General features: G+C 40.1%; 22 protein-coding genes. 8 read left to right on the forward strand and 14 right to left on the reverse strand.

Annotated elements, in window-relative coordinates; all coding sequences use genetic code 11:
• Positions 1-72 precede the first annotated feature (72 nt).
• The gene (locus tag AC1M9H_RS05485) at positions 73-2967 is read right to left on the reverse strand and encodes a valine--tRNA ligase (RefSeq protein ID WP_481612933.1); all 2895 of its coding nucleotides are present in this window, start codon (positions 2965-2967) and stop codon (positions 73-75) included.
• A 187-nt stretch (positions 2968-3154) separates the two neighbouring features.
• Between AC1M9H_RS05485 and AC1M9H_RS05490 the strand changes: the two genes are divergently transcribed.
• Together AC1M9H_RS05490 and AC1M9H_RS05495 are read left to right on the forward strand one after the other, a co-directional pair.
• A complete protein-coding gene (locus tag AC1M9H_RS05490) occupies positions 3155-3835 on the forward strand; it encodes a hypothetical protein (RefSeq protein WP_481590626.1) in 681 nt (226 codons plus the stop codon).
• Between the two features lie 18 nt (positions 3836-3853).
• Positions 3854-4660: an SDR family NAD(P)-dependent oxidoreductase gene (locus AC1M9H_RS05495; RefSeq protein ID WP_481612934.1), complete on the forward strand. Its 807-nt coding sequence runs from the start codon at positions 3854-3856 to the stop codon at positions 4658-4660.
• A gap of 162 nt (positions 4661-4822) precedes the next feature.
• Here AC1M9H_RS05495 and AC1M9H_RS05500 read toward each other — a convergent pair whose 3' ends face one another.
• From AC1M9H_RS05500 to sdsA, 8 genes are all read right to left on the reverse strand, one after another.
• Positions 4823-5263 (reverse strand): YbjQ family protein, encoded by a 441-nt coding sequence (locus tag AC1M9H_RS05500; protein ID WP_092766865.1) that lies wholly within the window; start codon positions 5261-5263, stop codon positions 4823-4825.
• A 9-nt stretch (positions 5264-5272) separates the two neighbouring features.
• Positions 5273-5623 carry a YbjQ family protein gene (locus AC1M9H_RS05505; RefSeq protein ID WP_092766864.1) on the reverse strand — a complete coding sequence of 117 codons (351 nt, stop codon included), beginning with the start codon at positions 5621-5623 and terminating at the stop codon, positions 5273-5275.
• A 98-nt stretch (positions 5624-5721) separates the two neighbouring features.
• Entirely contained in the window at positions 5722-7173 is a 1452-nt protein-coding gene (gene adeK, locus AC1M9H_RS05510; protein WP_035267849.1) for a multidrug efflux RND transporter AdeIJK outer membrane channel subunit AdeK, read from the reverse strand.
• Positions 7173-10349, reverse strand: a complete 3177-nt coding sequence (locus AC1M9H_RS05515; protein WP_481591766.1) for an efflux RND transporter permease subunit — start codon at positions 10347-10349, stop codon at positions 7173-7175. The genes adeK and AC1M9H_RS05515 overlap by 1 nt, the downstream gene beginning before the upstream one ends.
• Positions 10350-10361: 12 nt before the next feature.
• Complete coding sequence (locus tag AC1M9H_RS05520) at positions 10362-11603, reverse strand: efflux RND transporter periplasmic adaptor subunit (RefSeq protein ID WP_481612935.1); 1242 nt, start codon at positions 11601-11603, stop codon at positions 10362-10364.
• Complete coding sequence (locus tag AC1M9H_RS05525; protein ID WP_481612936.1) at positions 11603-12238, reverse strand: phosphatase PAP2 family protein; 636 nt, start codon at positions 12236-12238, stop codon at positions 11603-11605. Before AC1M9H_RS05525 ends, AC1M9H_RS05520 begins: the two co-directional genes overlap by 1 nt.
• A gap of 163 nt (positions 12239-12401) precedes the next feature.
• Positions 12402-14453: a site-specific recombinase gene (locus AC1M9H_RS05530; RefSeq protein WP_481612937.1), complete on the reverse strand. Its 2052-nt coding sequence runs from the start codon at positions 14451-14453 to the stop codon at positions 12402-12404.
• Between the two features lie 23 nt (positions 14454-14476).
• Complete coding sequence (gene sdsA / locus AC1M9H_RS05535; protein ID WP_035267858.1) at positions 14477-15454, reverse strand: All-trans-nonaprenyl-diphosphate synthase; 978 nt, start codon at positions 15452-15454, stop codon at positions 14477-14479.
• A 407-nt stretch (positions 15455-15861) separates the two neighbouring features.
• Here sdsA and rplU point away from each other — a divergent pair, with 407 nt between their 5' ends.
• From rplU to serS, 5 genes are all read left to right on the forward strand, one after another.
• The gene (gene rplU / locus AC1M9H_RS05540; protein WP_035267860.1) at positions 15862-16173 is read left to right on the forward strand and encodes a 50S ribosomal protein L21; all 312 of its coding nucleotides are present in this window, start codon (positions 15862-15864) and stop codon (positions 16171-16173) included.
• A 19-nt stretch (positions 16174-16192) separates the two neighbouring features.
• Complete coding sequence (gene rpmA / locus AC1M9H_RS05545; protein ID WP_035267862.1) at positions 16193-16450, forward strand: 50S ribosomal protein L27; 258 nt, start codon at positions 16193-16195, stop codon at positions 16448-16450.
• Between the two features lie 217 nt (positions 16451-16667).
• On the forward strand, positions 16668-17366 hold the full coding sequence (gene lolA / locus AC1M9H_RS05550) for an outer membrane lipoprotein periplasmic chaperone LolA (RefSeq protein WP_035267863.1): 699 nt from the start codon (positions 16668-16670) through the stop codon (positions 17364-17366).
• Positions 17367-17475: 109 nt separating this feature from the next.
• A complete protein-coding gene (locus AC1M9H_RS05555; protein WP_481612938.1) occupies positions 17476-18261 on the forward strand; it encodes an RsiV family protein in 786 nt (261 codons plus the stop codon).
• A gap of 112 nt (positions 18262-18373) precedes the next feature.
• The gene (serS, locus tag AC1M9H_RS05560; protein ID WP_035267865.1) at positions 18374-19645 is read left to right on the forward strand and encodes a serine--tRNA ligase; all 1272 of its coding nucleotides are present in this window, start codon (positions 18374-18376) and stop codon (positions 19643-19645) included.
• Between the two features lie 53 nt (positions 19646-19698).
• Here serS and AC1M9H_RS05565 read toward each other — a convergent pair whose 3' ends face one another.
• The 5 genes from AC1M9H_RS05565 to AC1M9H_RS05585 all read right to left on the reverse strand — a co-directional run bounded on the left by AC1M9H_RS05565 (position 19699) and on the right by AC1M9H_RS05585 (position 24711).
• A complete protein-coding gene (locus AC1M9H_RS05565; RefSeq protein ID WP_481590631.1) occupies positions 19699-20718 on the reverse strand; it encodes an AraC family transcriptional regulator in 1020 nt (339 codons plus the stop codon).
• Positions 20719-20874: 156 nt separating this feature from the next.
• Positions 20875-21717: a hypothetical protein gene (locus tag AC1M9H_RS05570; RefSeq protein ID WP_481591770.1), complete on the reverse strand. Its 843-nt coding sequence runs from the start codon at positions 21715-21717 to the stop codon at positions 20875-20877.
• 60 nt (positions 21718-21777) lie between these two features.
• Positions 21778-22863 (reverse strand): LLM class flavin-dependent oxidoreductase, encoded by a 1086-nt coding sequence (locus AC1M9H_RS05575; protein WP_481612939.1) that lies wholly within the window; start codon positions 22861-22863, stop codon positions 21778-21780.
• A 30-nt stretch (positions 22864-22893) separates the two neighbouring features.
• Positions 22894-23415, reverse strand: a complete 522-nt coding sequence (locus AC1M9H_RS05580) for a flavin reductase family protein (protein ID WP_179997732.1) — start codon at positions 23413-23415, stop codon at positions 22894-22896.
• A gap of 45 nt (positions 23416-23460) precedes the next feature.
• Positions 23461-24711 (reverse strand): dienelactone hydrolase family protein, encoded by a 1251-nt coding sequence (locus AC1M9H_RS05585; protein ID WP_481612940.1) that lies wholly within the window; start codon positions 24709-24711, stop codon positions 23461-23463.
• A 199-nt stretch (positions 24712-24910) separates the two neighbouring features.
• Between AC1M9H_RS05585 and cysG the strand changes: the two genes are divergently transcribed.
• On the forward strand, positions 24911-26296 hold the full coding sequence (gene cysG / locus AC1M9H_RS05590) for a siroheme synthase CysG (protein WP_481612941.1): 1386 nt from the start codon (positions 24911-24913) through the stop codon (positions 26294-26296).
• The last annotated feature ends 11 nt before the right edge of the window (positions 26297-26307 follow it).

Here is a 26307-nt window from a genome sequence, read left to right on the forward strand (position 1 = left end):
GCAATCGATATTAAAAATAAAGGGCTGAATAATCAGCCCTTTATACTAAAGTTAAGTTAAATATTCATCTAATTAAAGCGCCGCAATCTGCTCCATATTCGTTTTAATCTTCGCTAATTGGTCAGCAAACTCAGCAAGTTTTACTTTCTCGCCTTCAACCACAGCAGCAGGTGCTTTCGCCACAAAACCTTCGTTAGAAAGTTTGTTGGCAATTTGGTCATGCTGTTTCTGAACTTTGTCTAAGTCTTTTTGCAAACGACCCAATTCCGCTTTAGGGTCAATTAAGCCCTTCATTGGAACGAATACAGACACATGACCTACAACAGAAGAAGATGACAATGGCGGTTGTTCAGCATCGCTTAGGAAGGTAATGCTTTCAACTTTAGCCAATGCTTTAAACAACGGTTCAATACGTGCGATTTGCGCTTTCTCGCTATCCGTCGTGTTTTGAAGCAGAACAGGCAACAAGCGAGCATTACCTAAGCCCATCTCACCACGGATATTACGTACCGCACCAATCAAACCTTGAAGCCATTGCATATCAGCTTCAGCTTGTTCATTAATTAACGCTTGGTCAGCAACAGGGTACTGCGCCAGCATAATCGTTTCGCCAGAAATGTTTAACTTCGGCGCAAGCGTTTGCCAAATTTCTTCTGTTAAGTAAGGCATTAATGGATGTGCCAAACGTAAAGATGCTTCCATCACAGAAAGAAGAACACGACGCACTTCAGCTTTACGCTCAACCGATACATTTTCATCATTAAGAACAGGCTTAGTCAGTTCTACATACCAGTCACAGTATTCATTCCAAATGAACTCGTAAATCGCTTGTGCAGCCAAGTCTAAACGATACGTATCAAATGCCGTTTGTACCGCTTGTTCCGCTTTTTGTAGACGGCTCACAATCCACTGTTCAGGCAATTCCCAAAGGTCTTGACGCACCTCTTGACCAATCACTTGCTCTTCGCAGTTCATCATCACGAAACGGGTTGCGTTCCAGATTTTGTTGGCAAAGTTACGGTAACCTTCAACACGTTTCATGTCGAACTTGATGTCACGACCCGTATTAGCAAGCGCACAGAATGTGAAACGAACCGCATCTGTACCGTAAGATTGAATGCCTTCAGGGAATTCTTTACGGGTTGATTTTTCGATCTTCGCCGCTTGTTTCGGGTTCATCAAACCTGTAGTACGTTTTTGTACTAGAGTTTCAAGATCAACACCATCAATCAAATCTAATGGGTCAAGTACGTTACCCTTAGATTTAGACATCTTCTGACCTTCGCCATCACGTACCAAACCGTGTACATACACAGTTTTGAACGGCACTTGTGGCGTACCATCTTCATTTTTCATGAAGTGCATCGTAAGCATAATCATACGAGCAACCCAGAAGAAGATGATGTCGAAACCTGTGACCAATACATCAGTCGGGTGGAAGGTATTTAAGAAATAGTTTTCTTTATCTTTCGCTTCGTCGCCAGTCCAACCTAAAGTTGAGAATGTCCAAAGACCAGATGAGAACCATGTATCCAATACATCTTCGTCTTGGTTCAATTCAACTTCAGGCGCAATACCGTTTTTCGCACGAACTTCTTCTTCGTTACGACCCACGTACACATTACCTTCCGCATCGTACCAAGCAGGGATACGGTGACCCCACCACAATTGACGAGAGATACACCAGTCTTGAATGTTGTTCATCCAAGCCATGTACATGTTGCTGTATTGCTCAGGTACGAACTTGATACGGCCATCTTGAACTGCTTCAATTGCAGGTTTCGCAAGCGGTGCAATCTTCACATACCATTGGTCTGTTAATAATGGCTCAACGATCACACCTGAACGGTCACCGCGAGGTGGCTTCAATGTGTACGGTTGAATTTGGTCTAACCAGCCTTCAGCTTCTGCTTGAGCAACGAGTTTTTTACGTGCTTCAAAACGCTCTAAACCAATATAGTCTGCTGGTGCAGGAATGGTTTTAGAAATTAGCTCGCCCGCTTTTGCGATGTATTCAAACTCTGCCAACACTTCAGCATTTTTGTTGAAGATGTTGATGATTGGCAACTCGCAACGTTTACCCACTTCATAGTCATTGAAGTCGTGTGCAGGGGTGATTTTTACACAGCCTGTACCGAATTCTTTATCAACATATTCGTCTTTTACGATAGGAACCGCACGACCTGTGATTGGTAGGATAATGTTTTGACCAACTAAGTGTGCATAACGTTCATCATCAAGTGCAACAGCAACGGCTGTATCACCTAATAATGTTTCAGGACGAGTCGTTGCAACCACGATATGATCTTTACCATCGTGGGTACGAAGTGACTTATCTTCAAAGAAGTATTTGAAGTGCCAGAGTGAGCCTGCTTCTTCTTTATCAGACTCAACTTCAAGGTCAGAAAGCGCAGTTTGGAGTTTTGGATCCCAGTTGACTAGGCGTTTACCACGGTAAATCAAGCCTTCTTCGTGAAGTTTTACAAACACTTCTTTCACTGCGTTTGATAAACCTTCATCCATGGTGAAGCGTTCACGTGACCAGTCGACAGAAGAACCTAAACGACGAATTTGACGGGTAATGTTACCGCCAGACTGTTCTTTCCATTCCCATACTTTTTCGATGAACTTTTCACGACCAAGATCATGACGGCTAATGCCTTCGCCACCCAACTGACGCTCTACAACCATCTGCGTTGCGATACCTGCATGATCCGTACCTGGTTGCCATAGGGTGTTGAAGCCAGACATACGTTTATGACGTGTCAAAGCGTCCATGATGGCATTGTTAAAACCATGACCCATGTGCAAGCTACCAGTGACGTTTGGTGGCGGAATCATGATACAGAAAGACTCGCCTTTTTCAGACGGCTTAAAGTAACCGCGTTCTTCCCAAGTTTGGTACCATTTTTTCTCGATCTCGGTCGGATCGTAGGTTGTAGCAATATTTTGCGCTGAATCAGTCATAGTTCGAACAGATCAAAAGTAGATAAAAAATTGCATCTATTGTAGCAAAAAAAATGCATGGAGAGGCACGTTAAGCAAATGCATTCTCGTTTCAAATCACACACAATCGAACAGTAATTGATTTTGAATAACACTAAAGCCAGCGTCAACTCGCGGAATCGGCCTGAAAATAAAGGATAACAATAGCATGACCTATACTATTTCTTTGCGCTTACAACCTGAAACTTATCAGCAATATCAAACCATTCACCAAAAACTCAATGCAGGAGATCGTGAAGCGCAAGCTAAAATTCTTGGAGATAATCTGTCCAAAATTGCTTGTGAGATTATTGATCAAGCCTTTGGCACACTGGTCAAAGATTCTAATGCAAAGGATCAAGACTCAGCAAAAGTATTGAAACAAGTGCAAGATGCAATCTTGAAATACATGCCTTGGTCGGTATCATTTTTTGGTAATGATCGCTTAATGCCTATGGTGAATCATGTACAAAGTTTGATGTATGAACAAGATGGAAAATACTATATTTCATACCCAGTTGAAAAAGTTATTGTGAATGAGTTACTGGGCTGTGCAGAACGTATGCGTGAAGGTCAAAATCAATATGTTGCTCCTGGCTTAAAAGCCTTCACTAAAGTGGTTGATCAAGGCGTTACGAGCTTAATTCGTGAACCTAAAAAAATGCTGAAATTTAATATGGTGGTGGATAAAACCTTAAATGGTGTGATCAGTCTGACCACAGGATTAGGGTATAAGCGATTTGAAAATTTAAGCAAAATTCATGATGCACAAAGTATCGTGAAGTACTTTGACCATTTTCTGGTTTTTCTTGATAATGAAGGACAGCAAAAAGCAAAATTAAATGCTTAAACCATAAGGATAAAGGGAATGGCAAAGTTGGAACAGCTTGATCAGAAAGTGGTGTGGATTACAGGTGCATCATCAGGTCTTGGTAAAGCGTTGGCTGCTGAATGTGCCAGTTTAGGGGCACAGGTTATTTTGACGGCTCGTCGTTTTGAAGAGCTGGAAACGGTAAGGCAGTCTTTGGCACACCCAGAACGACATATTTCCATTAAAGCGGATATCACAGATGAATCACAAGTTCGTCATGCTTATGAACAAGCTCTCCAACAAAAAGGACGTATTGATTGGTTAATCAATAATGCAGGTCTATCACAACGTGCATTAATTAAAGACACGACCATGCAAACTGAACGTGCGATCATGGAAGTTGACTATTTCTCTCAAGTTTTTTTAACCAAAACGGTTTTGCCGACTTTTCAGCAACAAAAGTCAGGACGAATTGCCTTTATCTCAAGTGTAGCTGGGTTATTGGGCACACAATATCGTGCGACTTATTCGGCAGCCAAAGGTGCGATTCATATGTGGGCGAATAGCTTACGTGCTGAAGTTGCGCAAGATGGTGTGGGTGTCTCGGTAATTTTCCCAGGATTTGTGAAAACCAATGTATCCTTTAACGCTTTAAACGGTGAGGGAAAGCCCCAAGGTTATCAAGATGAGGCCATTGAAAATGGTTTAGAAGCAGAGGAATTTGCTAAACAAACCGTACAGGCATTATTGAAAGGGGATGAGTATATTGTCGTGGGTGGGGCAAAAGAAAAATTAGGCGTCTTTATTTCACGGTTATCACCAGCAATACTGTATCGAATGATCCGAAAAATGAAAGTAAAGTAATTTTTAATGATCGTGACCCGCGTATCGATGAGAAAAATTTTATCAACTATGTCTGGTTTTCTATCTCAATGATCATGCGAGCGATAAGGGGTTTGAAGACTCCTCAAATAAAGTATAGGGCTTGAGTGACTACTACATACCTGTAAATAAAAAGAGAGACTTTTAGTCTCTCTTTTGTATAGCAGTTCCGTAAGCGAATACTTCAACCATTCCACCTTGAAGTCCTAAATCTGTGGTGCTGAGTCTTAACCCTAAGATTTCAGTTGCGCCCATTTTTTCAGCTTCAAGTTTAAGTCTAACAATAGCTTCACGTCTTGCACGTTCAACAATACTTTCATAACTGCGTAACCGTCCACCAAAGAAATTTTGGATTTGCGCAAGTACAAACTTAAAATAATCATGCGAAATCACAACATTACTGCTGATCATTTGTCCATGGTTTTCAGAAGTTTTAAAACGCTGACTATCTAACTTGATATAAGCTAAGCGCGCTTCTTGTTCATCAAGTTGCTTAAGATGCTTTTGTTCATTATAGCGACCAAATCCAAATCCAATACAAAATAGGATGAGAAAGATGACCACTTGAAAAATGATACCATCCATAACGAATCCTTAAGAGGTGAATGGATCAGGAATTTTAGGTGCATTCGGTGTGACATACACAGCTGTGCCATAAACAAATAATTCGGAAGCACCTTGGGTAATATTGGAAGTTGAGAAACGAATTCCGACAATCGCATTCGCCCCTAAGCCACGTGCTTTATCAATCATACGGTTCATTGCTTCTTGACGAGACTCTTCAAGTAATTCCGTGTATGCGGTAAGTTCTCCACCGACGATATTCTTAAGTCCTGCGAGTAAATCACGTCCAACGTGTTTACTTCTGACGGTACTGCCATATACCACGTCAAATTGTTGTTGAATTTGATGACCAGGTACAGATTCTAAATTACTTAACAGCATGTGATTGAAGTCGTTATAAAAAGGATAATTAATAACAAAATATCAGTATTTGGGACAATAAAAAAGCCCACCGAGGTGAGCTTTGTTTAAACAAAAAATTACTTCTTGTCGTATTTTAAATCTGAGCTTGAAGGCTGATAAATCACTTGATCCGTAGTATTAGTTTTTAAGCCACCACCGAGTGATTTATAGAGCTCGATTTGGTTGTTAAGGTTCGCTTGTTCAAGCAGCAATAAACCTTGCTCAGCACTATACGATGTACGTTGCGCATCTAATACGGTTAAGAAACTGTCAATACCAGCGCGGAAGCGGGCATTTGAGAGTTTGTAGGTTGTATTGGTCGCATCAACTAAACGGCGTTGTGCAGTTAAACGTTCACCGATATTTTGACGCACTGCCAAAGCATCATTCACTTCACGGAACGCAGATTGAATTGATTTTTCATAATCAGACAATGCGATCTGTTGCTGTGTTTCAGAGACTTTAATATTGGCACGACGTGTACCCCAGTCAAAGATTGGTATATCTAGACTAGGACCAACAGACCAAACAAAAGCGCCAGACTTGAATAAATCACTTAAGTCTGTTGATGCATAACCTGCTGAACCTGTGAGGCTAATGGTTGGGAATAAACGCGCTTTTGCAGCACCAATATTCGCACCAGCCGCACTTAGCTGATATTCAGCCGCTTTAACATCTGGACGGTTGTTGAGTAGATCACTTGGCAAACCAGCCGCAAAAGCAGTGGTTGATGTCACACGTGTGATTCTCTCTTTAGGCAATAAATTGTCAGGTAGTGGTTGACCTACAAGGAGGTTTAACGCATTAACCGCTTGTGCAATTTGAGTCTTGTATTCAGCAACATCACCACGTGCCGTCTCAACAGAAACTTGAGCCTGACGAAGCGGAACTTCACTGTCGATTCCCACATCAAAACGTTTTTTGTTGAGATTGTAAGATTCAAGTTGAGCTTTTAGCGTCTGTTCAGCGAGCTTAAGATTCGCTTGCGCATATGAGTAAGCCAACCAAGCTTGAGCTGTTTGGCTAATCAAGGCAATTTGAGTGGCATCACGTGCGCTTGCAGTTGAAAGATAAGTGTCTAGGGCATTGTCTTTCAAGCTTCTAACACGACCCCAAAAATCAATTTCATAAGCCGTTAAACCTAAACCTACATTATAGGTTGTTACTGGGCTTGGCGAATTGACCGTGTCTTGTCGTAAAACACCACCACTTGCACCAATCGTAGGCAATTGATTGTTTTGGCTGATTTGAAATTGTTGACGTGCTAATTCGATATTTAGCGTCGCTTTACGAAGATCACGGTTATTTGCCAAGGCTAAATCCAAAACTTGGATTAAGCGTTGATCTACAAAAAAATCTTTATAACCTTGCTCCGCAATAGATGGACCAGAAGCATTGCCAAGATAACTTCCTGGAATATTGGCTTGAGTGACCGGTTCTGGACCACGCATGCTTTGACATGCTGTCAAAGCAAGCGCAATTGCAGATACCGCAATGCTACGACCTGTAATAGACCATACGTTTTGCATCACGAAATTTGCTCCTGTTTATTTTGTTTTGGTTTTGTTTTAAAGATACTTCGGATCCATACATAGAACACTGGAATAAAGAAGATCCCTAAAAGTGTTGAGCTGATTACACCACCAAGTACACCATAACCCACGGAATGTTGACTTCCTGCACCTGCGCCAGAAGCGAGAGCTAGTGGAAGAACACCAAAACCGAAAGCCAATGTGGTCATAATGATTGGACGTAAACGCATTTTCGCGGCATGTAAGGTTGCTTCGAAGAGTTCTTCACCTTGATCTTGAAGCTCTTTCGCAAATTCTACAATCAAGATCGCATTCTTCGCGGACAAACCAATCACGGCAATAATCGCCACTTGGAAGTAGATGTTATTTGAAAGGTTTGGATCTTTCAAAATAATCATTCCCAAGAATGTTAAGGCAAGTGCACCAACAATACCCAATGGCACAACCATGAGTACAGAGAATGGGATAGACCAACTTTCATATAAGGCTGCCAAGCAGAGGAAGACAATCAATAACGAAAGAGCATAAAGGAATGGTGCTTGTGCGCCAGACTCACGTTCTTCGAGAGATAAACCTGTCCATTCGTAATCGAAGCCTTGTAAGCCCATTGAAGGAAGCTTTGCAATGATTTCTTCAACCGCGGCCATTGCATCACCCGAACTCACACCTGGAGCTGGAGTACCTGTGATGTTCATGGAAGAAACGCCGTTATAACGCTCTAAACGTGGTGAACCATAAGTCCATTCGCCTGTTGCGAACGCTGAGAATGGAACCATCGTACCTTGGTTATTGCGGACATACCACTTGTCTAAGTCTTCAGGCATCATACGAGAGCTCGCTTCACCTTGGACATACACTTTTTTCACACGACCACGATCGATGAAGTCATTAATGTATGAACCACCCCATGCCATACCCATCGTACTATTGATTTCAGCAATGCTGACTCCCATAGCACCTGCTTGAGCATGATCGACGATGACACGATATTGAGGCGTATCTTCTTGTCCGTTAGGACGAACACCTGTTAAACGCTGATCTTGAGAAGCTAAGCCGAGTACAGCATTACGTGCTGCTAATAATTGCTCGTGACTTTGACCTGCAGCTGCTTTTAACTGTAGGTTAAAGCCTGCACTCACGCCCAACTCCGGCATTGCTGGAAGTTGAAGAGGCATGATATAGCTGGCATCTTTCACAATCATATTCAGTGCCATACCACGTTGGATAATGGCACCGACCTGAGATTCAGGAGAGGTACGGTCTTTCCAGTCTTTCAACTTAATGAAGGCAAGACCCGCATTTTGACCAATACCCGTGAACGAGAAACCAGCAACACTAAATACAGATTCAACATGTTCTTTCTCGTTGTTGAGGAAGAAGCCTGTCATTTGATCAATTGTTTTACCTGTTCGTTCAAGCGTTGCATTCGGTGGAAGCTGAACGAGAGTCATCACCACACCTTGGTCTTCATCTGGTAAGAATGAAGAAGGAAGGTTGACAAATAACCAGCCCATCACAGCAATCACAACACCATAGACCAATCCTGCAAATAGCTTGGCATGTGTTAAACGGTTTACGCCGTTTTGATATTTCACCGAAATTTTGTCAAAACCATTGTTAAACCAACGGAAGAAACGGGCAAAAATGTTATTGCTTTGAGGTTTGTTGACATCATGTTTTTTCAACATGGTCGCACACAATGCAGGGGTAAAGGTTAATGCAACAATCAATGAAAGAATCATTGCCGTAACGAGCGTGATAGAGAACTGACGATAAATTACACCTGTCGTACCCCCCATGAATGCCATAGGTACGAATACTGCAGTTAAGACAGAGGTAATACCAATCAATGCACCAGAGATCTGTCCCATCGACTTTTCAGTCGCTTCCACAGGCTCAAGATGCTCTTCTGCCATCACACGTTCAACGTTTTCTACGACGACAATCGCATCATCCACCAAAAGACCAATGGCGAGAACCATTGCGAACATGGTTAATGTGTTGATCGAGAATCCGAACATGTTGATCACGGCAAATGTACCCAATACAACCACTGGAACAGCCATTGTTGGAATAATGGTTGCACGCCAGTTTTGTAAGAACAAGAACATGACCAAGAATACGAGGATAATCGCTTCAATTAAGGTTTTCACAACACTTTTAATTGAGAGCTCAATAAATGGTGTTGTATCAAAAGCAAGTTTGTCCACCATACCTGTTGGGTAGTTTGGACGTAATTCTTTTAAACGATCTTCAATCGCTTGGGCTGTATCTAATGCATTTGCACCTGTTGCCAAACGAATCGCTACACCACCTGCAGGTTGACCATTAAATTTAGAGTCAAATGCATAATTATCTGCACCTAATTCAATTTTAGCGACATCACCTAAACGAACTTGTGCACCATTTGGTGAGTTCTTAAGGAAAATATTTGAAAATTGTTCAGGTGTTTGTAAAAGACTTTGAGCAGTTACAGTCGCATTTAAAACTTGACCTTGTACAGAAGGTGCACCACCTAACTGACCTACCGCCACTTGCGCATTCTGAGTTCTTAATGCATTTGCAATATCACTTGGTGTAACTTGCAAGTTGGCCATTTTGGATGGGTCCATCCAAATTCGCATAGCATATGAACCACCAAATACTTGCACTTCACCAACACCAGTCACACGGCTAAGTGGTTCAGAGATATTTGAATTTACATAGTCTTTAATGTCATTTGCATCTAATGCATCTGACTCAGAATAGAAAGCAATAACTTGTAAGAAGCTTGCGCCAGACTTGGTAACTTTTAAACCTTGACGTTGTACGTCTTCAGGCAAAAGTGCAGTCGCTGATTGAAGTTTATTTTGAACTTGTACCTGAGCAATATCAGGATCGATACCTTGTTCAAAGTTTAGTGTAATGGAAGCTTGTCCATTACCTGCACTGTTAGATGAGATGTAACGCAACCCATCCAAGCCATTCATTTGTTGTTCAATAATTTGCGTTACTGTGTTTTCAACAGTTTCAGCAGATGCACCCGGATATGTTGCAGAAATCGATACCGTTGGGGGTGCAATCGTTGGGTATTGCGCAATTGGCATCTTGGTGAGGGATAAAATACCCGCCAACATGATGACCAATGCAATCACCCAAGCGAAGATTGGGCGATGGATAAAAAAGTGAGCCATTCAGTCTACTCCTTATGCATTTGAAGTAGCTTTTTGTTCAGATTGAGCTGCTGGCTTTGCTTGTTGACCATCTTTGCCGGCTTGAGGTGCTGCAGCTTGAGGTTGGTAAGGTTTAGCTACAACTTGTTGTTCGGGTTTAACTTTCGCCACACCATCTACAATGACCTTATCACCCGTATTTAGACCTTTGGTCACAATCCAATCTTTACCTTGCACACCTGCAGTCTCAATTGGACGTACTTCAACTGCACCTTTCGCATTCACGATCATCGCAGTCGCTTGACCTGTTGGTGTACGGGTCACAGCCGCTTGAGGCACTAAAATCGCATTAGGAATTACACCTTGCACAATTTGAGCATTAGTGAACATTCCTGGCAATAATAATTGGTTCGGATTTGAGAACACAGCACGTAGGGTAACTGTCCCTGTTTCTGGATTTACACTTGCATCAGAGAATGCAAGATTACCTTCAATAGGGTAGATGCTGCCATCTTCAAGTTTTAAACGAACTTTAGTATTGTTGCTGCGGTCGATGCTGCCTTGACTCAACTGTTGACGTAAACGAAGAAGCTCAGCACTTGATTGGTTGATATCGACATAGATTGGATCAAGCTGTTGGATTGTTACCAATGCTTCAGGTTGATTAGCCGTTACCAATGCACCTGCAGTCACACTAGAGCGACCTGATTGCCCTGAAATTGGTGAGCGAACAGTAGAATAACCTAAGTTAATCTGCGCATTTTGCACCGCTGCTTCTGAAGCTGCAACATCTGCTTGTGCCAATTTAACTTGTGCTTGTAGATCATCAAATTCTTGCTTAGACACAGCATTGATACCGACAAGTTGGCGATAACGGTCAGCTTTAACTTGAAGCGCATTGAGATTGGCTTTTTGACGAACTAAGGCTGCTTTTGCACTGTCTAAGTTCGCACGGTTGGTATTTGCATCAATTTCGTACAGAGGTTGTCCTTCACGCACAAAACTACCTTCAGCAAACAGACGCTTTAAAATCACACCGCTTGCTTGCGGACGTACTTCAGAAATTTGATAGGCTGAAGTTCGACCCGAAAGCTCGACAGTTTGTTCAACACTTTGTGGTTGAGCAACGATGACACCAACTTCAGTTGGCGGCATTTGCTGTTGTGCAGCGGCTTGCTCTGCATCTTTTGGATCTTTGCTACAACCCACAAGTGCAATACTTGTTGCAAGAGCACAAGCAGTGAGGGCAGGGGCCCAAAGCTTTGCCGACATCATTATTCCACCTCGTTAGATTTTTCTCTAAAAATAATTGTTTGCTTTGCTATGCGTTGTGATAGGACTAACCACAGTATAGTCAGCCATATCAACGCAATACTCCAACCTGCAACAACATCTGTCGGGTAATGAGCACCGAGATAAACCCGTGAAAAACCCATGCCAACAAACCATATACAGGCAGCGACAAAAATGATTCTACTTTGATGATGGTTTCGAAAGATCATGATCATCAAACCAGCAATCACTGCTGCATAGAGACTATGTGCGCTTGGAAATGCGGCTCCATAAGTTTCAACGATTTGATAAATTGCATTTGGACGAGGTCGGTCGAAAGTATATTTGAGTAACCAGCCAAGACAGGCACCACCAACGAGACCAAGTGAGATAAATAGACAGTTAGCATATTGTTTTAATCGCCATTGCTGTAAGGTCCAGATCGCCACGCACATCAGCATGATCGGTAAACCGCCAACATGAGACAATAAAACCGCAATTCCATCTATGAGGGGATTGCGGTGTTGACTCATCCATGAAACAGCAGTGAGATCGAGCTGTTGTATCGTTGGAATATAGATTCCTATACTACTTATCGTTATTCCTAAACAACCTATTAAAATCAGTAAGTAAGGCATATAAAATAACCTGAGTTATATTATAGTCGCATACATTTATTGCATGAATGCGTCAAAGTGTACTCGCCAGTACACTTTTTTTCAAGTCAGTGTAAAAGCATAATTTATAGTAATTTCATTACAATGTGCATCTTATTTTTAGCACAAAAAATAACACAAATATCTAATGAGAAGATTTCTTTGGTGAAATTGGATCTTCGACCTCTAAAGGTTGTTTTGGGGGCCAGAAAAAGTCCATTGGTCGTGTAACAAAGTGAGTAAATACTAATTTTGCCAGAGGTTTCCATTGTTCAAAACGAACACGTCGTGCGCGTAATGCCACAATAATAGTGAGACTAAAGCTGACAAATAAGTTGGTCAAACCAATTAATAATACACCAAGGAATGAAACAATAATGAGCCCTATTTCAGGCGTGCCATTGATACTCAATAGGCCCTGCATAAAGTTTGCTGAAGCAAAGGCAATATGACGAATATCTAAAGGCAGACCAAGAATAAAGCCAATTGTCCCCATGCTGCCTAGCATGATTCCGAACAGGAAATTCCCGGCTAGTGCTCCTAAATTACGTTCAATATAGTTTGCAAACTTTTCCAGTCTGTCAGCACCTAGCCAGTTTTTTAGACGATGATGTGCTTTTAAGCGAGGTCCGACTTTACGATACACTGCCATGTTGTCGAAGTAACCTGCGATCAAACCAGATAAAAATAGACATACACCTGCAATAGCTGCATGTGGGACTGCTAGGGATGTAAAAGGATTCAAACTATGAAGTAAATATGTTGCTTTACTGTGATTGAGTAATTGTTCACCCAAAATCAACGGCCACATCATGGTGATCAATGCTGCAACAGGAATTGCAATGGAAATATTGCCGAGAATAGCGACAAACTGCGTACGGATAATATTGATAATCAGTGCAGCAAGTTCTGCAATTTGTGCAGTTCGAGACCCTTTCTTTTGTTGAACTGTCGCGGCTAGGGCAGCTGCAGTCATAGCAGGTTGTTTGGTTGCAACGGTAAAATGCAGTACATGGATCAACATGAAACCTAATGCATAGTTCATGCTATACGCGAAGGCTTGCATGATAGGTGCCATGGCGATGCGCGCAGTGAGAATCTTCAAGGTCGCCATGATAGCGATAATGACGCCTGCACCTGCGGCTGATTTGTACATACTGAAGAAACCAGCTTTATTGGTACTTACATAATGTTCGCCTGTTTTACTGGCATTTTCAGTGACTTGTAATGCGATTAATTCACTGTTTGTTTTTAAAAGCTCTCGAACACTTCGCTCCTCATAGTGAGCCGCAACTAAATCTTGACATAACTCAGCTAGTGCTAAGTATTGAACTTTTCCAGTTTCAGTCAATAAGTTCAATAATAGTTCAATACGATCTAAACATTGCTCAAGCAAAGACAATAAATAAGTGAGACTTAAACTTACCCCAATTCTTTTCGTAGCACGACGAATCTTTAAAACAACATCGCGACACTGCTCAATCATCACCAAAGCTTGGTTGGCGTCGGGTACGACCATAGCAGTGAGATCATCAGCTTCACTATAATGTTTTTTGTATAGCTCAATAAATTCAATGATTTCACGATTCTGCACCAAAAAAGGTGACTCATATTCAGTCAGTTCTGGTTGTGCATTAATAAACTCAGGATAAAGTCCAATACCGCTGATACGGTAAGATAAAACTGTAATAGCTTTAATCATGTCGCGTTTGATGCCAAATTTTGCATCTAAGCTGCCATTACTTTGATTGACAATCTGAAAAAACTGAATCCATTGCTGATCTTCAATATTTTCTAGCCAATATTTATCGCTACGTAAATGAAAGACACGGAAGACTAAATCTTTTAAATCAGTTTCATCGGTCAAAAGGGGAAGAACATGCGCTCCCATTCGTTGACCCAACTGATTCCAAAAACCATCTAGAGAAAGAATCCCACTGTCCGCATAAATAGTGGTTTGTTTATAGCGATTGATCAGATGAACGATATAGGCTTGAAAAGTGGTGGCTGCAGTCGGCGTAATTAATAACGCTTGTATCAACGCCTGAAATTTTTGATTAATTTCTTCTAGGTTATAACTGTCTGATGGACGGATGCGATTAACGAGTTCAATGAGAATGTTTTCGTTTGGAGCCGCTTGATGATGGTCAAGTTGCTCCTGCATTTGTTTAAAAAGATCATTAAAGTTTATATGCATACGCAAATTTTTTTAGTTGAAGTTTATTGGATTCGATCTAATGCTAATTGCGCCAAATTATCAAGCGCTTGACGATAAATACTTTCAGGCAGTTGTAACAATGCCTCACGAGCTGCTGTAGTTTCTTCAACAGCACGTTCGCGACAGTAATCTAGTGCACCAGAGTTTTGAACAATCTGAATCACTTGATCCAAATGTTCAGTCCCACCTGTAGTGATGCTACGACGGATAATATCGTGCTCTGCACCAGAAGTTTTTTGTAGAGCAGCAATCAGTGGCAGTGTTGGCTTACCTTCCATTAAGTCATCGCCAATATTTTTACCAAGTGTTTCTGCGTCAGAGGTGTAATCGAGTATGTCATCTATGATTTGAAATGCATTCCCGAAATGACCTGCGTATTTTCTGAGTGCTTCACGATATTGATGTTGATTGGCAAGAATCGCAGCGCCTTCAGTCGCCAATTCAAACAAACGAGATGTTTTGCCGTGAATAATGTCTAAATACGTCGCTTCAGTGGTTTCAGGCTGATGTTGAGATTGCAGTTGAAGTACTTCTCCTTCAGCAATTTCACATGTTCCTGTTGAGAAGTCTTTTAATAACACCATATTGTTCAAATCTACGAGCAAATCGAACGCTCTAGAAATGAGGAAGTCTCCAACGAGGACAGCGGTTTGGTTATTCCATGTTGCATTCGCTGTAGGACGACCACGGCGTAACCCAGACTCATCTACGACATCATCATGTACCAGTGTAGCGGTATGCAGCATTTCAATAATTGCAGCTAACTTTTGGGCATGCTCTAGGTTGGTTTCACCGCAAGCGCGAGCAGCCAATAAACACATAATAGGACGCATGCGTTTACCACCTGCCTCAACCACATGTTTGCTGACTGACATCACCAAAGCAACTTTAGAGCTGATTCCTTCATTAATAAGTTGGTCCATCGCAGCAAAGTCTGTAGCAACAGGTGCGAGAATGTCTTGCTTAAAATCGATGGCCATAACAATGAAGTCCTTATACAAACAGTAGATGTTACTCAGCTAGTGTAACAATTTAAGTGAAAGTTTTGGTCGCTTTGCCACATGAATATGCATGATTTTCTTAATGTTGTTCAGTTTCTATTCATGTTTGTGATTTAATCTTCATAATACCAATAAAACTTGATATGTTATTTGATATTCGAAGTAGTTCATTTTGTGAATAAATATAGTTTAATCAATCAGCAAATTGTTATTTTCATGTAAGAAATAGATATTTCGGGTTGAAAGTTAACTTTTAGACAAAAGACCTTGTTGTTTATTTCATTATCACTTAAAATCCTTGCCCTTGAATAACCCCCAGTGGCGTTCGTTTTAAGATCGATATATTCCTTTATCGGCACGACGACACGGGCCTGTTGGAGTACATTATGTACGCAGTAATCCAAAGCGGTGGTAAACAACACCGTGTTGTTGAGGGTGAAACCCTTAAAGTTGAATTATTGAAAGCTGAAACTGGTTCTACTATTACGTTTGATGACGTATTAATGTTAGTGAACGGTGATAGCATTCAAATTGGTGCTCCAGTTGTTGCTGGTGCTAAAGTAACTGCTGAAGTAGTTAGCCATGGTCGTCACGACAAAATCCGCATCATCAAAATGCGTCGTCGTAAACACTATCGTAAACAACAAGGTCACCGTCAATGGTTCACTGAGTTGAAAATTACAGCTATTTCAGGCTAATTACGAGGAGTAAATAGACATGGCAACTAAAAAAGCCGGTGGTTCGACACGTAACGGTCGTGACTCAAATCCTAAAATGTTAGGTGTTAAAATGTTCGGTGGTCAAGCTGTGACTGCTGGTAACATTATCGTTCGTCAACGTGGTACAGAGTTCCACGCTGGTGCTAACGTTGGTATGGGTCGTGACCATACTTTATTTGCTACCGCTGATGGCGTGATCAAATTCGAAGTTAAAGGTCAATTTGGCCGTCGTTATGTATCTGTTGAAACTGTATAAGTTTTATCAGGCATAACCAAAAAACCCACTCTTGAGTGGGTTTTTTTATATCTGAAAGAAAGTTTTTGAACTGAAGTGAATCTTCATCATGATGAAGTATTTTCAACAATTTAGCTAAATAACAATACAAAAGTTCTTATTTTCTCAATTATTAGCGATCAAATTTGGTTTAAGATGACTCCATATCAAATGATGATCAATAACAAAAGGTGGGATCATGACAATGCTTCGTAAAACGATTGGTGCAATTACAATGAGTGCTGCAATGATGGCACCAGTCGCAAGCACTCAAGTTTTCGCAGCGCCAGTGGCTGCTTCGGAGCAACAAGCGACCGCAAACTTGGTTCGTCAATTAAACGGAATAAAAAGTTTAACGGCAAATTTTGAACAAACAACGAAAGCAACTAAATCTAGTAAAGCACCACAAAAACAAGGTTTGAGTGCTCAACATATGAATCAGACTTTTACTGGGGTGATGAAAGTTGCTCGTCCAGGTAAGTTCTATTGGGAAACTACAGCACCAGCAAAACAAACAATTGTGACTTCTGGAAAGATGATTTGGATCTATGACCCAGATCTACAGCAGGCAATTCGTCAAAATATGGATGAGCAAGTTGCCAATACACCAGCATTATTATTGTCTGGTAATACCAACCAAATTATGCAGTCATATCGTGTAACACAGCCAAATAAAGCTAAAACTTATTACACGTTATATCCTAAGCAGAAAGATGGTGCCTTTCAGAGTCTGACCATTAGTTTCGGTGCAAATAAAGCGCCAAGCTTAATGATTTTAGAAGATTCATTAGGACAAACTACACACGTTAAATTTAGTAATGTGAAAGTGAATGCAGGTATTCCGGATTCAACATTTAACTTTACACCGCCTAAAGGCACAGACATTATTGACCAATAATATAAAAGCAGCGTTTATCGCTGCTTTTTTTAACTACAAATTTCAACTGAATTGATGTCTACTAGAATTTATAGTCTCTGTGTTAAACACTCATTTTATTGGAGGCTATATGCTAAATCACATGAATCAGTTTAGAAAAGTGAGTGTTATTTGTGCATCAATGATCATGTTAGGCGCTTGTCAGCCTAAATCTGATGCAGAAACTAAAAAAAGCAATGAGACTGCTGCGCAAGCAAAACAATCAGAATCTTGGTATATCGAATCGAAGAACGTCGAATTAAAGCCTAAACAGAAGCAAGTATGCGATGAGGCAGGGTGTACAGAATATTCATTCCAAACGGTTGAAACTAATCATCCGTGGATTAATACGTATTTTAAAAATCGAATTGAAAAAGCAGACCCTATACCATTCCAATCGGCTACTAAGAACACAGAGACAAGAACTGTGGATCCGCTGAAGTTGAGTCAGAGTCAGACTGTGGTACGTTATTTAAGTCAACATCAGAATATAGCGAGTTTTGAATATCTGAGCTATGTATATCCTGCTGGTGCAGCACATGGGATGTACCACAAAGAATATGTTCATTTCGATTTAAAAACTAAAAAAAGAATAGCACTACAAGATTTAATTGTGAAAGGTCAAAATAAAAAGCTATTAGAAACACTTTATAGTGCTAATAGTATGTGGCTTACAGATCACAATATTGAACAAGATAAACTCGAATTAAGTGACAATTTCTATTACGGAGTTGATGGTATCGTCTTTGTTTATCCGCTGTATGAACTCGCGTCCTATGCTGAAGGAATGTCTGAACTCACTTTACCTTATGTGAGTGTGAATGGTTTGATACAGTCAGAATATCTTCCAAACCTACCCAAACTCGCTGCTGAGTAATTGACTCTATTTTAATTTGATTCAATAAGCTTCAGCTGTCAGCGCTTCGACTGTATTTTTTTCAACGAAGCGCTTACACTATAGGCAGTTTTTTTCCCTGAAAAGATTAACCATGATCGACCCGAAATTACTTAGAAATAATATAGAGGCTGTAAATTTAGCCTTAGCTAAACGTGGCGTGCAACTCAACGTAGAAGAATGGGCATCTTTAGAGGCTCGTCGTAAAGAAATTCAGTCTAAGACTGAAGCTTTACAAGCAGAACGTAATTCGGGTGCTAAACAAGTTGGTCAAATCAAAAAAGCAGGTGGTGATGCCTCTGAAATCATGGCTCGTATGAGCGCGATCGGAGATGAAATTAAAGCCGCTGAGCTTGCGTTAACAGAACTACAAGCTGAAATTGAAGCAAAATCACTTTCTATTCCAAACCTACCTCATGAGTCGGTGCCAGAGGGCAAAGATGAGAATGACAACGTTGAAATTTTAAAATGGGGTACGCCTCGTGAATTCAACTTTGAAATTAAAGATCACACTGATCTTGGTGAGTGGATGGGTGGACTCGAGTTCGAAACAGCGACTAAGTTAACAGGTACTCGTTTCAGTGTGCTCAAGGGTCCGCTTGCACGTTTACAACGTGCACTAACTCAGTTCATGTTAGATACACATACATTGAAAAATGGCTATACAGAAGCTTATGTACCATATTTAGTAAATGCTGATTCATTACGTGGAACTGGTCAGTTGCCTAAATTTGAAGAAGATTTGTTCAAGCTTCAAGGTGACAAAGAATATTACTTGATCCCAACTGCTGAAGTGCCTGTGACCAACTTTGTGCGTGATGAGATTATTGATCCTGAGCGTCTACCATTGAAATATGCTGCTCATACACCTTGTTTCCGTAGTGAAGCTGGTTCTTATGGCCGTGATACACGTGGTTTGATTCGTCAGCACCAATTTGACAAAGTAGAAATGGTTCAAATTGTTAAACCTGAAGACTCTATGCAAGCATTGGAAGAGTTGACAGGGCATGCTGAGGGTATTTTACAGGCGCTTGGATTGCCATATCGTAAAATCATCCTATGCGGTGGTGATATGGGCTTTGGTGCAACGAAGACTTATGACTTAGAAGTTTGGGTACCAAGCCAAAATACCTATCGTGAAATTTCATCGTGTTCAAACATGGGGGATTTCCAGGCTCGTCGTATGAAAGCTCGTTACCGTGCTGATCAAAAGAAAACAGAGTTTGTTCATACTTTGAATGGTTCAGGTTTAGCAGTTGGTCGTACTTTGCTCGCGGTGATGGAAAACTATCAACGTGAAGATGGTTCGATTGAGATTCCTGAAGTCTTACGTCCTTATATGGGTGGACAAAATTTTATCGATTAATCGATAAAACACAAAAAAGCTAACTCAATTGAGTTAGCTTTTTTTTTAGTGTTTTAATGAATGAGTTGAGCACTGCCTGTTTGCCTTTCAATAATTTTTTTTAAGGTCTCACTCGGTTTTTCCCCAAATGCATCTTTATACTCAAGTGAAAAACGACCTAAATGTGTAACACCCCATTTATAAGCAATTTCAGTAATATTAATTTTATGCGTAGACTGTGAAATTTCATTATAAATACATTTAAGTCGGTAATGGCGTATATAAGCATTTGGACTGCATTTTAAATATTTTTTGAAAATTGTATTCAGCTTTTTTTTGCTTAATCCAGATGCATATTCTAAATCTGAAATTTCAATTTTTTGATGTATATTTTTTTGTATGAATTCTAATAAGCGAGTAAAGAAGTCAGGATAATCTAAAGTATTTTTATAAATTAAATCACTATAGTTATTGGGTTGAGATAATAATAATGACTTCACGATAATATATTCAAAATCTGAGCGCATTTCTTGAAAAAATGAAGTATTGGTAAAATTGTTTGTGAAATTTTTAATACTGTCAATTAAATCCCACCATGCTTTAATTTTCGGGTTGTTTTGATCCATCACATTTTGAAATACCAAAGGTTCGGTAACTGGCTGAGAGATTAAATCTGAAAGTATTTTTTCAACAAAAGTCTTTGAAAAAGAAATGAATGTTTGCACACAGTCTTTGTCAATAATTAGTTCAAATTTATCTTCAGGTGAAACAATGGATGCTTGATCATAACAGGCGTAAAAAGTTTGACCATCTTTTTTAAATAGTGGTCGCCCATTTTTAGGGCGCGTTATACAAAAGTGGTTCATATTTTCATGCGTATGCGTTTTGAAAATTACATCTTTACCATATGTTAAATCCCCAATAATCATACGACCGATTTGCGATCCATTAAAACTAAAATCCAATGGTTCATATTGATTAAAATCGACTAAATCATGTGGGCCAATGATTAAATCAAGACAATGGTTGGCATCATGAATATTCTGCGTATGTGATTGAATCGTAGAAATAGACCTGTGTTGCTGGCTATACATAAATACCTCTATCCTTAGCTTGCTTATCATTACTTATGCAAAAATCAATCCATGATTTTGCTTTTTTTGTTTTATCTCAAATAAATAAATTAATCTAAAATAGTAGAATATAAAAATACTCTTTTGGTACTAAATTAGATTAATTTGATATGTTATTTAAAAGTGGTAAGCGACACGTAACATAGGGCTACTCGCGGTCGCTCCTGAACCAGCAACACCAGATGCATCATTACCATATTTATTTTTCCAGTATTGATAAGCAATCCCAGCTTTCAATTTTGGTTGATTGGCAGATTTATCTTTAAGTAAAGAATACATTAAAGACATGTCTACAAAGATTTCACTGGCGGTAGGCTCACCAAAAGGATCTTTCCCTTTGGTACTCATCCAAACACCTATGCCTTGATAATTCCAATTCGATTGCATAATAGGAAAATCCCAAAGCACTTGAAGTGCTAAGTAAGGATCATAGGTATATTTTTTACTCAGTACATTAGCATCATTGCTCTCGTAATAACCTAGTAAACTGAGATTAAGATAGCCTGGTGTATTTAATGTGACACTTGGACCAGCAACATACATTTGTCGATTTGAACCATAATCATCATTCTTTGTATTCCAGTCAAAACCTACTGTAAAACCATATGTCTTGAACCAACTAGAATCATTCAGTTTGTGTTGCGTGATACTTGGGATATCTAAGGTATGACGATAAATTGCATATGCCTCTTGAGCTCCTTGACCAGAAGCTTTGTTTGCATTTGGTTCAGCTGAGGATTGATGCATATTGAGTTGAAAAAAATTGGTGCCATATTTATAGCCGCTTAGGTGTACGAGACTAAAAATATATTTGTCAAAATCACCGTCTTTAAATGGTTCTGAGAAATCTTGACCATAACTGACAGCCAGTGAAGTATCACTCCAATTTGCCGCTTGAACTGCAGTGCCTAATGCAAAGCAGATTGATCCAGTGAATAACCCCTTTAAAATATAATTCACAGCTAAATTCCCTCTTAAAATAAATAAGCCGACAGTGAAACTGTCGGCTTAAGTGGTGGATTAACGAATATTATGCTTTTCCAAAATTGGTAAAACATGATCACGGAAATACGGAAATTCGCGGCTATAATCGAGGAATGAAAGAGTCGTTCCTCTAAAACCAGCTTCATGTAAATCTAAAATACCTTGCGCGACTTGTTCAGGTGTACCGACTAATGGAAAGCCACCATGGCCTACACTCATTGCATCACGAATGGATTGTTGAACCTCTTTTGGGAAACTTTGAGCATGTGCAAACATTAAGTTCATCAGATTGTCAACGGCAACAGTATCAGCATTGTTTAATTGACGATCCCATTCTGCTTTGGCTTCCTCTTGTGTAGGTCTGCAAATGACATGGGAGAAGGTCATCACATTGACTTCTCGGTTTACGTCGCGACCTGCTTGTTTAAGCTCATCAATTTCAATTTTGCTTCTGCCCAAGTCTGAAGCTGGTGTAAAAAGAAAGTCCGCATTATTAACGGCAAATTCACGTCCATTTTTTGAACCAGCAGCATTGAAGATAGGCGGATGTACAAGTGGTTTTGGTTTTCCATAAGTTCCTTTGGTTTTGAAAAACTTACTTTCAAAATCAAATTTTTCTTCACAGGTCCATACTTTTTTAATCAGGTCATACCAGTCTTGTGCATAACCATAACGAGTTTCGTGATCATCAGGTAAATGTAGACCCAGTGCTTCATATTCAGGTTTATTCCAGCCTGCAACGATGTTGAGTCCAATACGACCTTGACTAATCTCAGAGAGCGTTGCAATCTGCTTGGCAACTACAACTGGATGATTGGGGACGGTCTGAATTGTCGCAAAAACTGTAATGTCTTTGGTTAAAGCCAATAATGCGGCCGCCCAAGTCATGGTCTCTAAAATTGTTCCCTGAAAGTCTGTTTCACCGCCATAGCCTGTAAAGCGAGCAATCGGTAACATGAAGTCGATACCAGCTTCATCTAGCATTTTTCCAAGTTCGAGATTCTTTTCCCAGCTCGCACTCCATCGATCTTCAAGAGTTGAAATGGTCATTCCACCTGAGCAGTTAGAAGCAAATGAGCCGAGTAGAAAGCGATTATCATTGAAAAAGTGATGTTGATTCATTTTAAAAAATCCTTAAATTTCGTGAATTCGCTATACACCAGCAAATGCTTGATGAAGATTTGCTTGTTTATATTGCCCGTTATGGAACACCAATGGATTTCCAAGCTGATTACGGCAGGCTTCAATTTGCCCCACAATAATGTAGTGATCCCCAGCTTCATGAAGCTCATACTGACGACAAACAAAAGTGGTTAAGGATTTATTTAGAATGGGGATGCCCATATACTCATCAACGTCATCTAAGCCTTCGAATTTGTCATCAGAAGATTTTGAGAAATGCTTAGACTCTTGATACTGATCTTCACTCAAGATATTGATGGCAAAATATTCTGCCTGTTTGAAATCTTCGAAATGTGTCGCAGATTTTGCGATGTTCCATAAAATTAAAGGTGGATCAAGCGATACAGAAGTAAATGAGTTCGCTGTCATTCCAATTTTTTTATGATTTGAATCTAATGCAGTTACTACTGTAATCCCAGTTGCATACTGACCTAAGAGTTGGCGTAACGAGCGTTGCTCCAACTGTATTACAGGTGTCATTTCATTTAACATGATCATAATCCTTCATCTTAATTCTGATTGTCAGAATGAGTTCCTTTATTCGCCAATCGGTTTATTTTCACTGGATGGCCAAGTTGGCATCAGTTCATTTGAGGGTAAAGTTTCATCTAAAAGTTTCTTGGCAGTTTCAACACCTGCAACAGGTAGTCCAGTTGGATCTAATACGCCAATTTGCACCAGTAAACTTGCCTGATCCCAATAGATATGCTCATGACATAGTTTCGGTCCACGGAACTTGATAATGCCAAGCATTGGAATCTCTACATATTTTCCCGTCGGTTTAATTCCAGGAATTAACCAATCAATTTCCTCATCATGAGTAAAACTCATAATGAATTCATCAACGACTTGAGTTGCGCCTACAGTTCGTGAAATAGGCGTCAGTTTCATATCTTTTGGATTGTTATGAACAAAATGGTATTGATAGAAGCGAGCTAATTGTTTGTAGCCGACGCCACCTGTCAATGTTGGAATGTGATTGACATAAGGCTCTGCCACCATTGTTGCCATCGTGTCTGGAACATTTCGAGTGTCAAATTCAAATCGAACATGCTCTTCCCATAGCGCAGCAAGGTCGTAATTTGGTCCTATTGCTTTGCGTAAAGCTGTAATGGTTCTTTCATGTGCCATGAGTGCACTAGGCTTGTGATAATGCATACTCTGTGGGCGAGCAAAGGCATGATCGACATCTGGATAAATATATGTTTCGACTTTTGAGTTGTTTTGCAGAGCAAGTAGGATTTGATCACGAGTGTTAGAATCACAGAACTGATCTTGTTCAGCAAAATGAAGTACCAGTTTGGATTGAATGTTGACTGCTTCTTCTAGGTTTTGCTCGATTCCTACACCATAGTAAGAAACAGAACAATTTAAATCTGGAATGCGGCAAGCTGCGAGATATGCCAATTTACCGCCTAGGCAGTATCCGACCAATCCAGTACCTGCATCTTGATCAACTGTTTCAAGGGATTTGAGTGTTTCAATTGTAGATTTGATATCTTCAATACCCAGATCTTGATTAAATTGAGTATATAAGTCATATGCTTTTTGAAAGTCTTCTTCGGTATAACCGAGTTCTACATTAGGTTGAATACGCCAAAATAAATCAGGAACAATAACGGTATAACCTTCTTCAGCCAAAAAGTCTGCCTTTTGACGCATAACTTCATTAACACCGAAAATTTCCTGACATAACACAAGACCAGGACCTTTACCTGCTTCAGGTACTGAAAGATATGCTTTAAACGAACCTGCTGATGAATGTACATCAATATATGAACCAGCCATCTCGATAATCTCCTTTACTGTTGAACTTATCATCGGCATCATCAGGATTTTTGACTATCCAAATAGAGTTCAAGTTTTATCCGTTTTAGGTCCCTTCATCGATATGCATCTGTTAAAAAAGCTACCACTTGCTTACTTTTAAGCAGCTTGAGTCGTGGAGAAGGTGCTAAAATATAGTGGGCATATGAGGATCGATTCAGTGGATATTTTTCCAATTTCATTAAAATTGCAGCAGCAATCTTGTTTGATTGTCGGTGGAGGGCATATTGCATATCGCAAAGCACTGTTACTGCAAAAATCAGGAGCAAAAATTTCGGTTATTTCACCTGAGATTGAGGCGCAACTTATAGAGATTGTCGAGAAAAGCTCTGGTCAATACATTCAAGCTCATTTTGAAGATCACGATTTAAAATTAAACGATTACCGTTTAGTGATTGCTGCCACAGATCAGCCTTTAGTGAATCAACAAGTTTTTGAAGAATGTGAAAACTTAAATGTATTGGTGAATAGTGTTGATGATCCACCACATTGCAGATTTATGGTCCCTGCAATTGTTGATCGCTCTCCACTTGTTATTTCAATTGCGAGTAATGGGACATCCCCAGTATTGTCCAGACAGATTAGAACTCAACTTGAGACTGTAATCCCGCATGGAATCGGAACATTAGCTAAAATCTCTGGTGAATGGCGAAAACGTGTAAAACAAAAAATTGAAAATCCTGATGAACGCCGTATCTTTTGGGAAGAGCTGTATGCTGGACCTTTCAAAGAGCGTGTATTTAATAATAATCTGGCTGAAGCAGAAAAAATTATTCATCAGTCTTTAATAGAATGGAACAAACCCAAAGGTGAAGTTTATTTAGTTGGGGCAGGTCCAGGTGATCCCGAGCTTCTCACACTCAAAGCTTTAAGGTTGATGCAACAAGCAGATGTTGTGATTTATGACCGTTTAGTTTCTGGTGCTATTATGGAGTTATGCCGCCGGGATGCTGAAAAAATCTATGTGGGTAAAGCAAGGTCAAATCATGCTGTTCCACAAGAAGGTATTAATGCTTTACTCGTGAAATATGCGAATGAAGGCAAACGTGTCTGCCGTTTAAAAGGAGGAGATCCTTTTATTTTTGGGCGAGGTGGTGAGGAAATTCAAGAACTCTATGAGGCAGGAATTTCATTTCAGGTCGTTCCCGGAATTACCGCAGCATCAGGGTGTTCATCATATGCGGGTATCCCTTTAACTCATCGTGATTACGCACAAAGTGTTCGCTTCTTGACTGGACATTTGAAGGAAGGTTCTCCTGAACTTCCATGGAATGAACTCGTGTATGAACACCAAACATTGGTACTGTACATGGGGCTTGTTGGATTAGAAAAAATCTGTGAAAAGCTTATTCAACATGGTCAACGAGCAGACATGCCTGTTGCTTTAATTTCTAAAGGTACGACACCAGAACAAAAAGTTGTTGTGGGGACTTTGGCAGATATCGCTTCGAAAGTGTTAGAAAATCAAATTCAGGCGCCAACTTTGACCATTATTGGTGAGGTGGTGAAATTAAGAGAACAGTTGAAATGGCAAGACGAACTGTAAAAGTCTGCTAT

The sequence above is a fragment of the Acinetobacter sp. ANC_7512 genome (assembly GCF_056779935.1).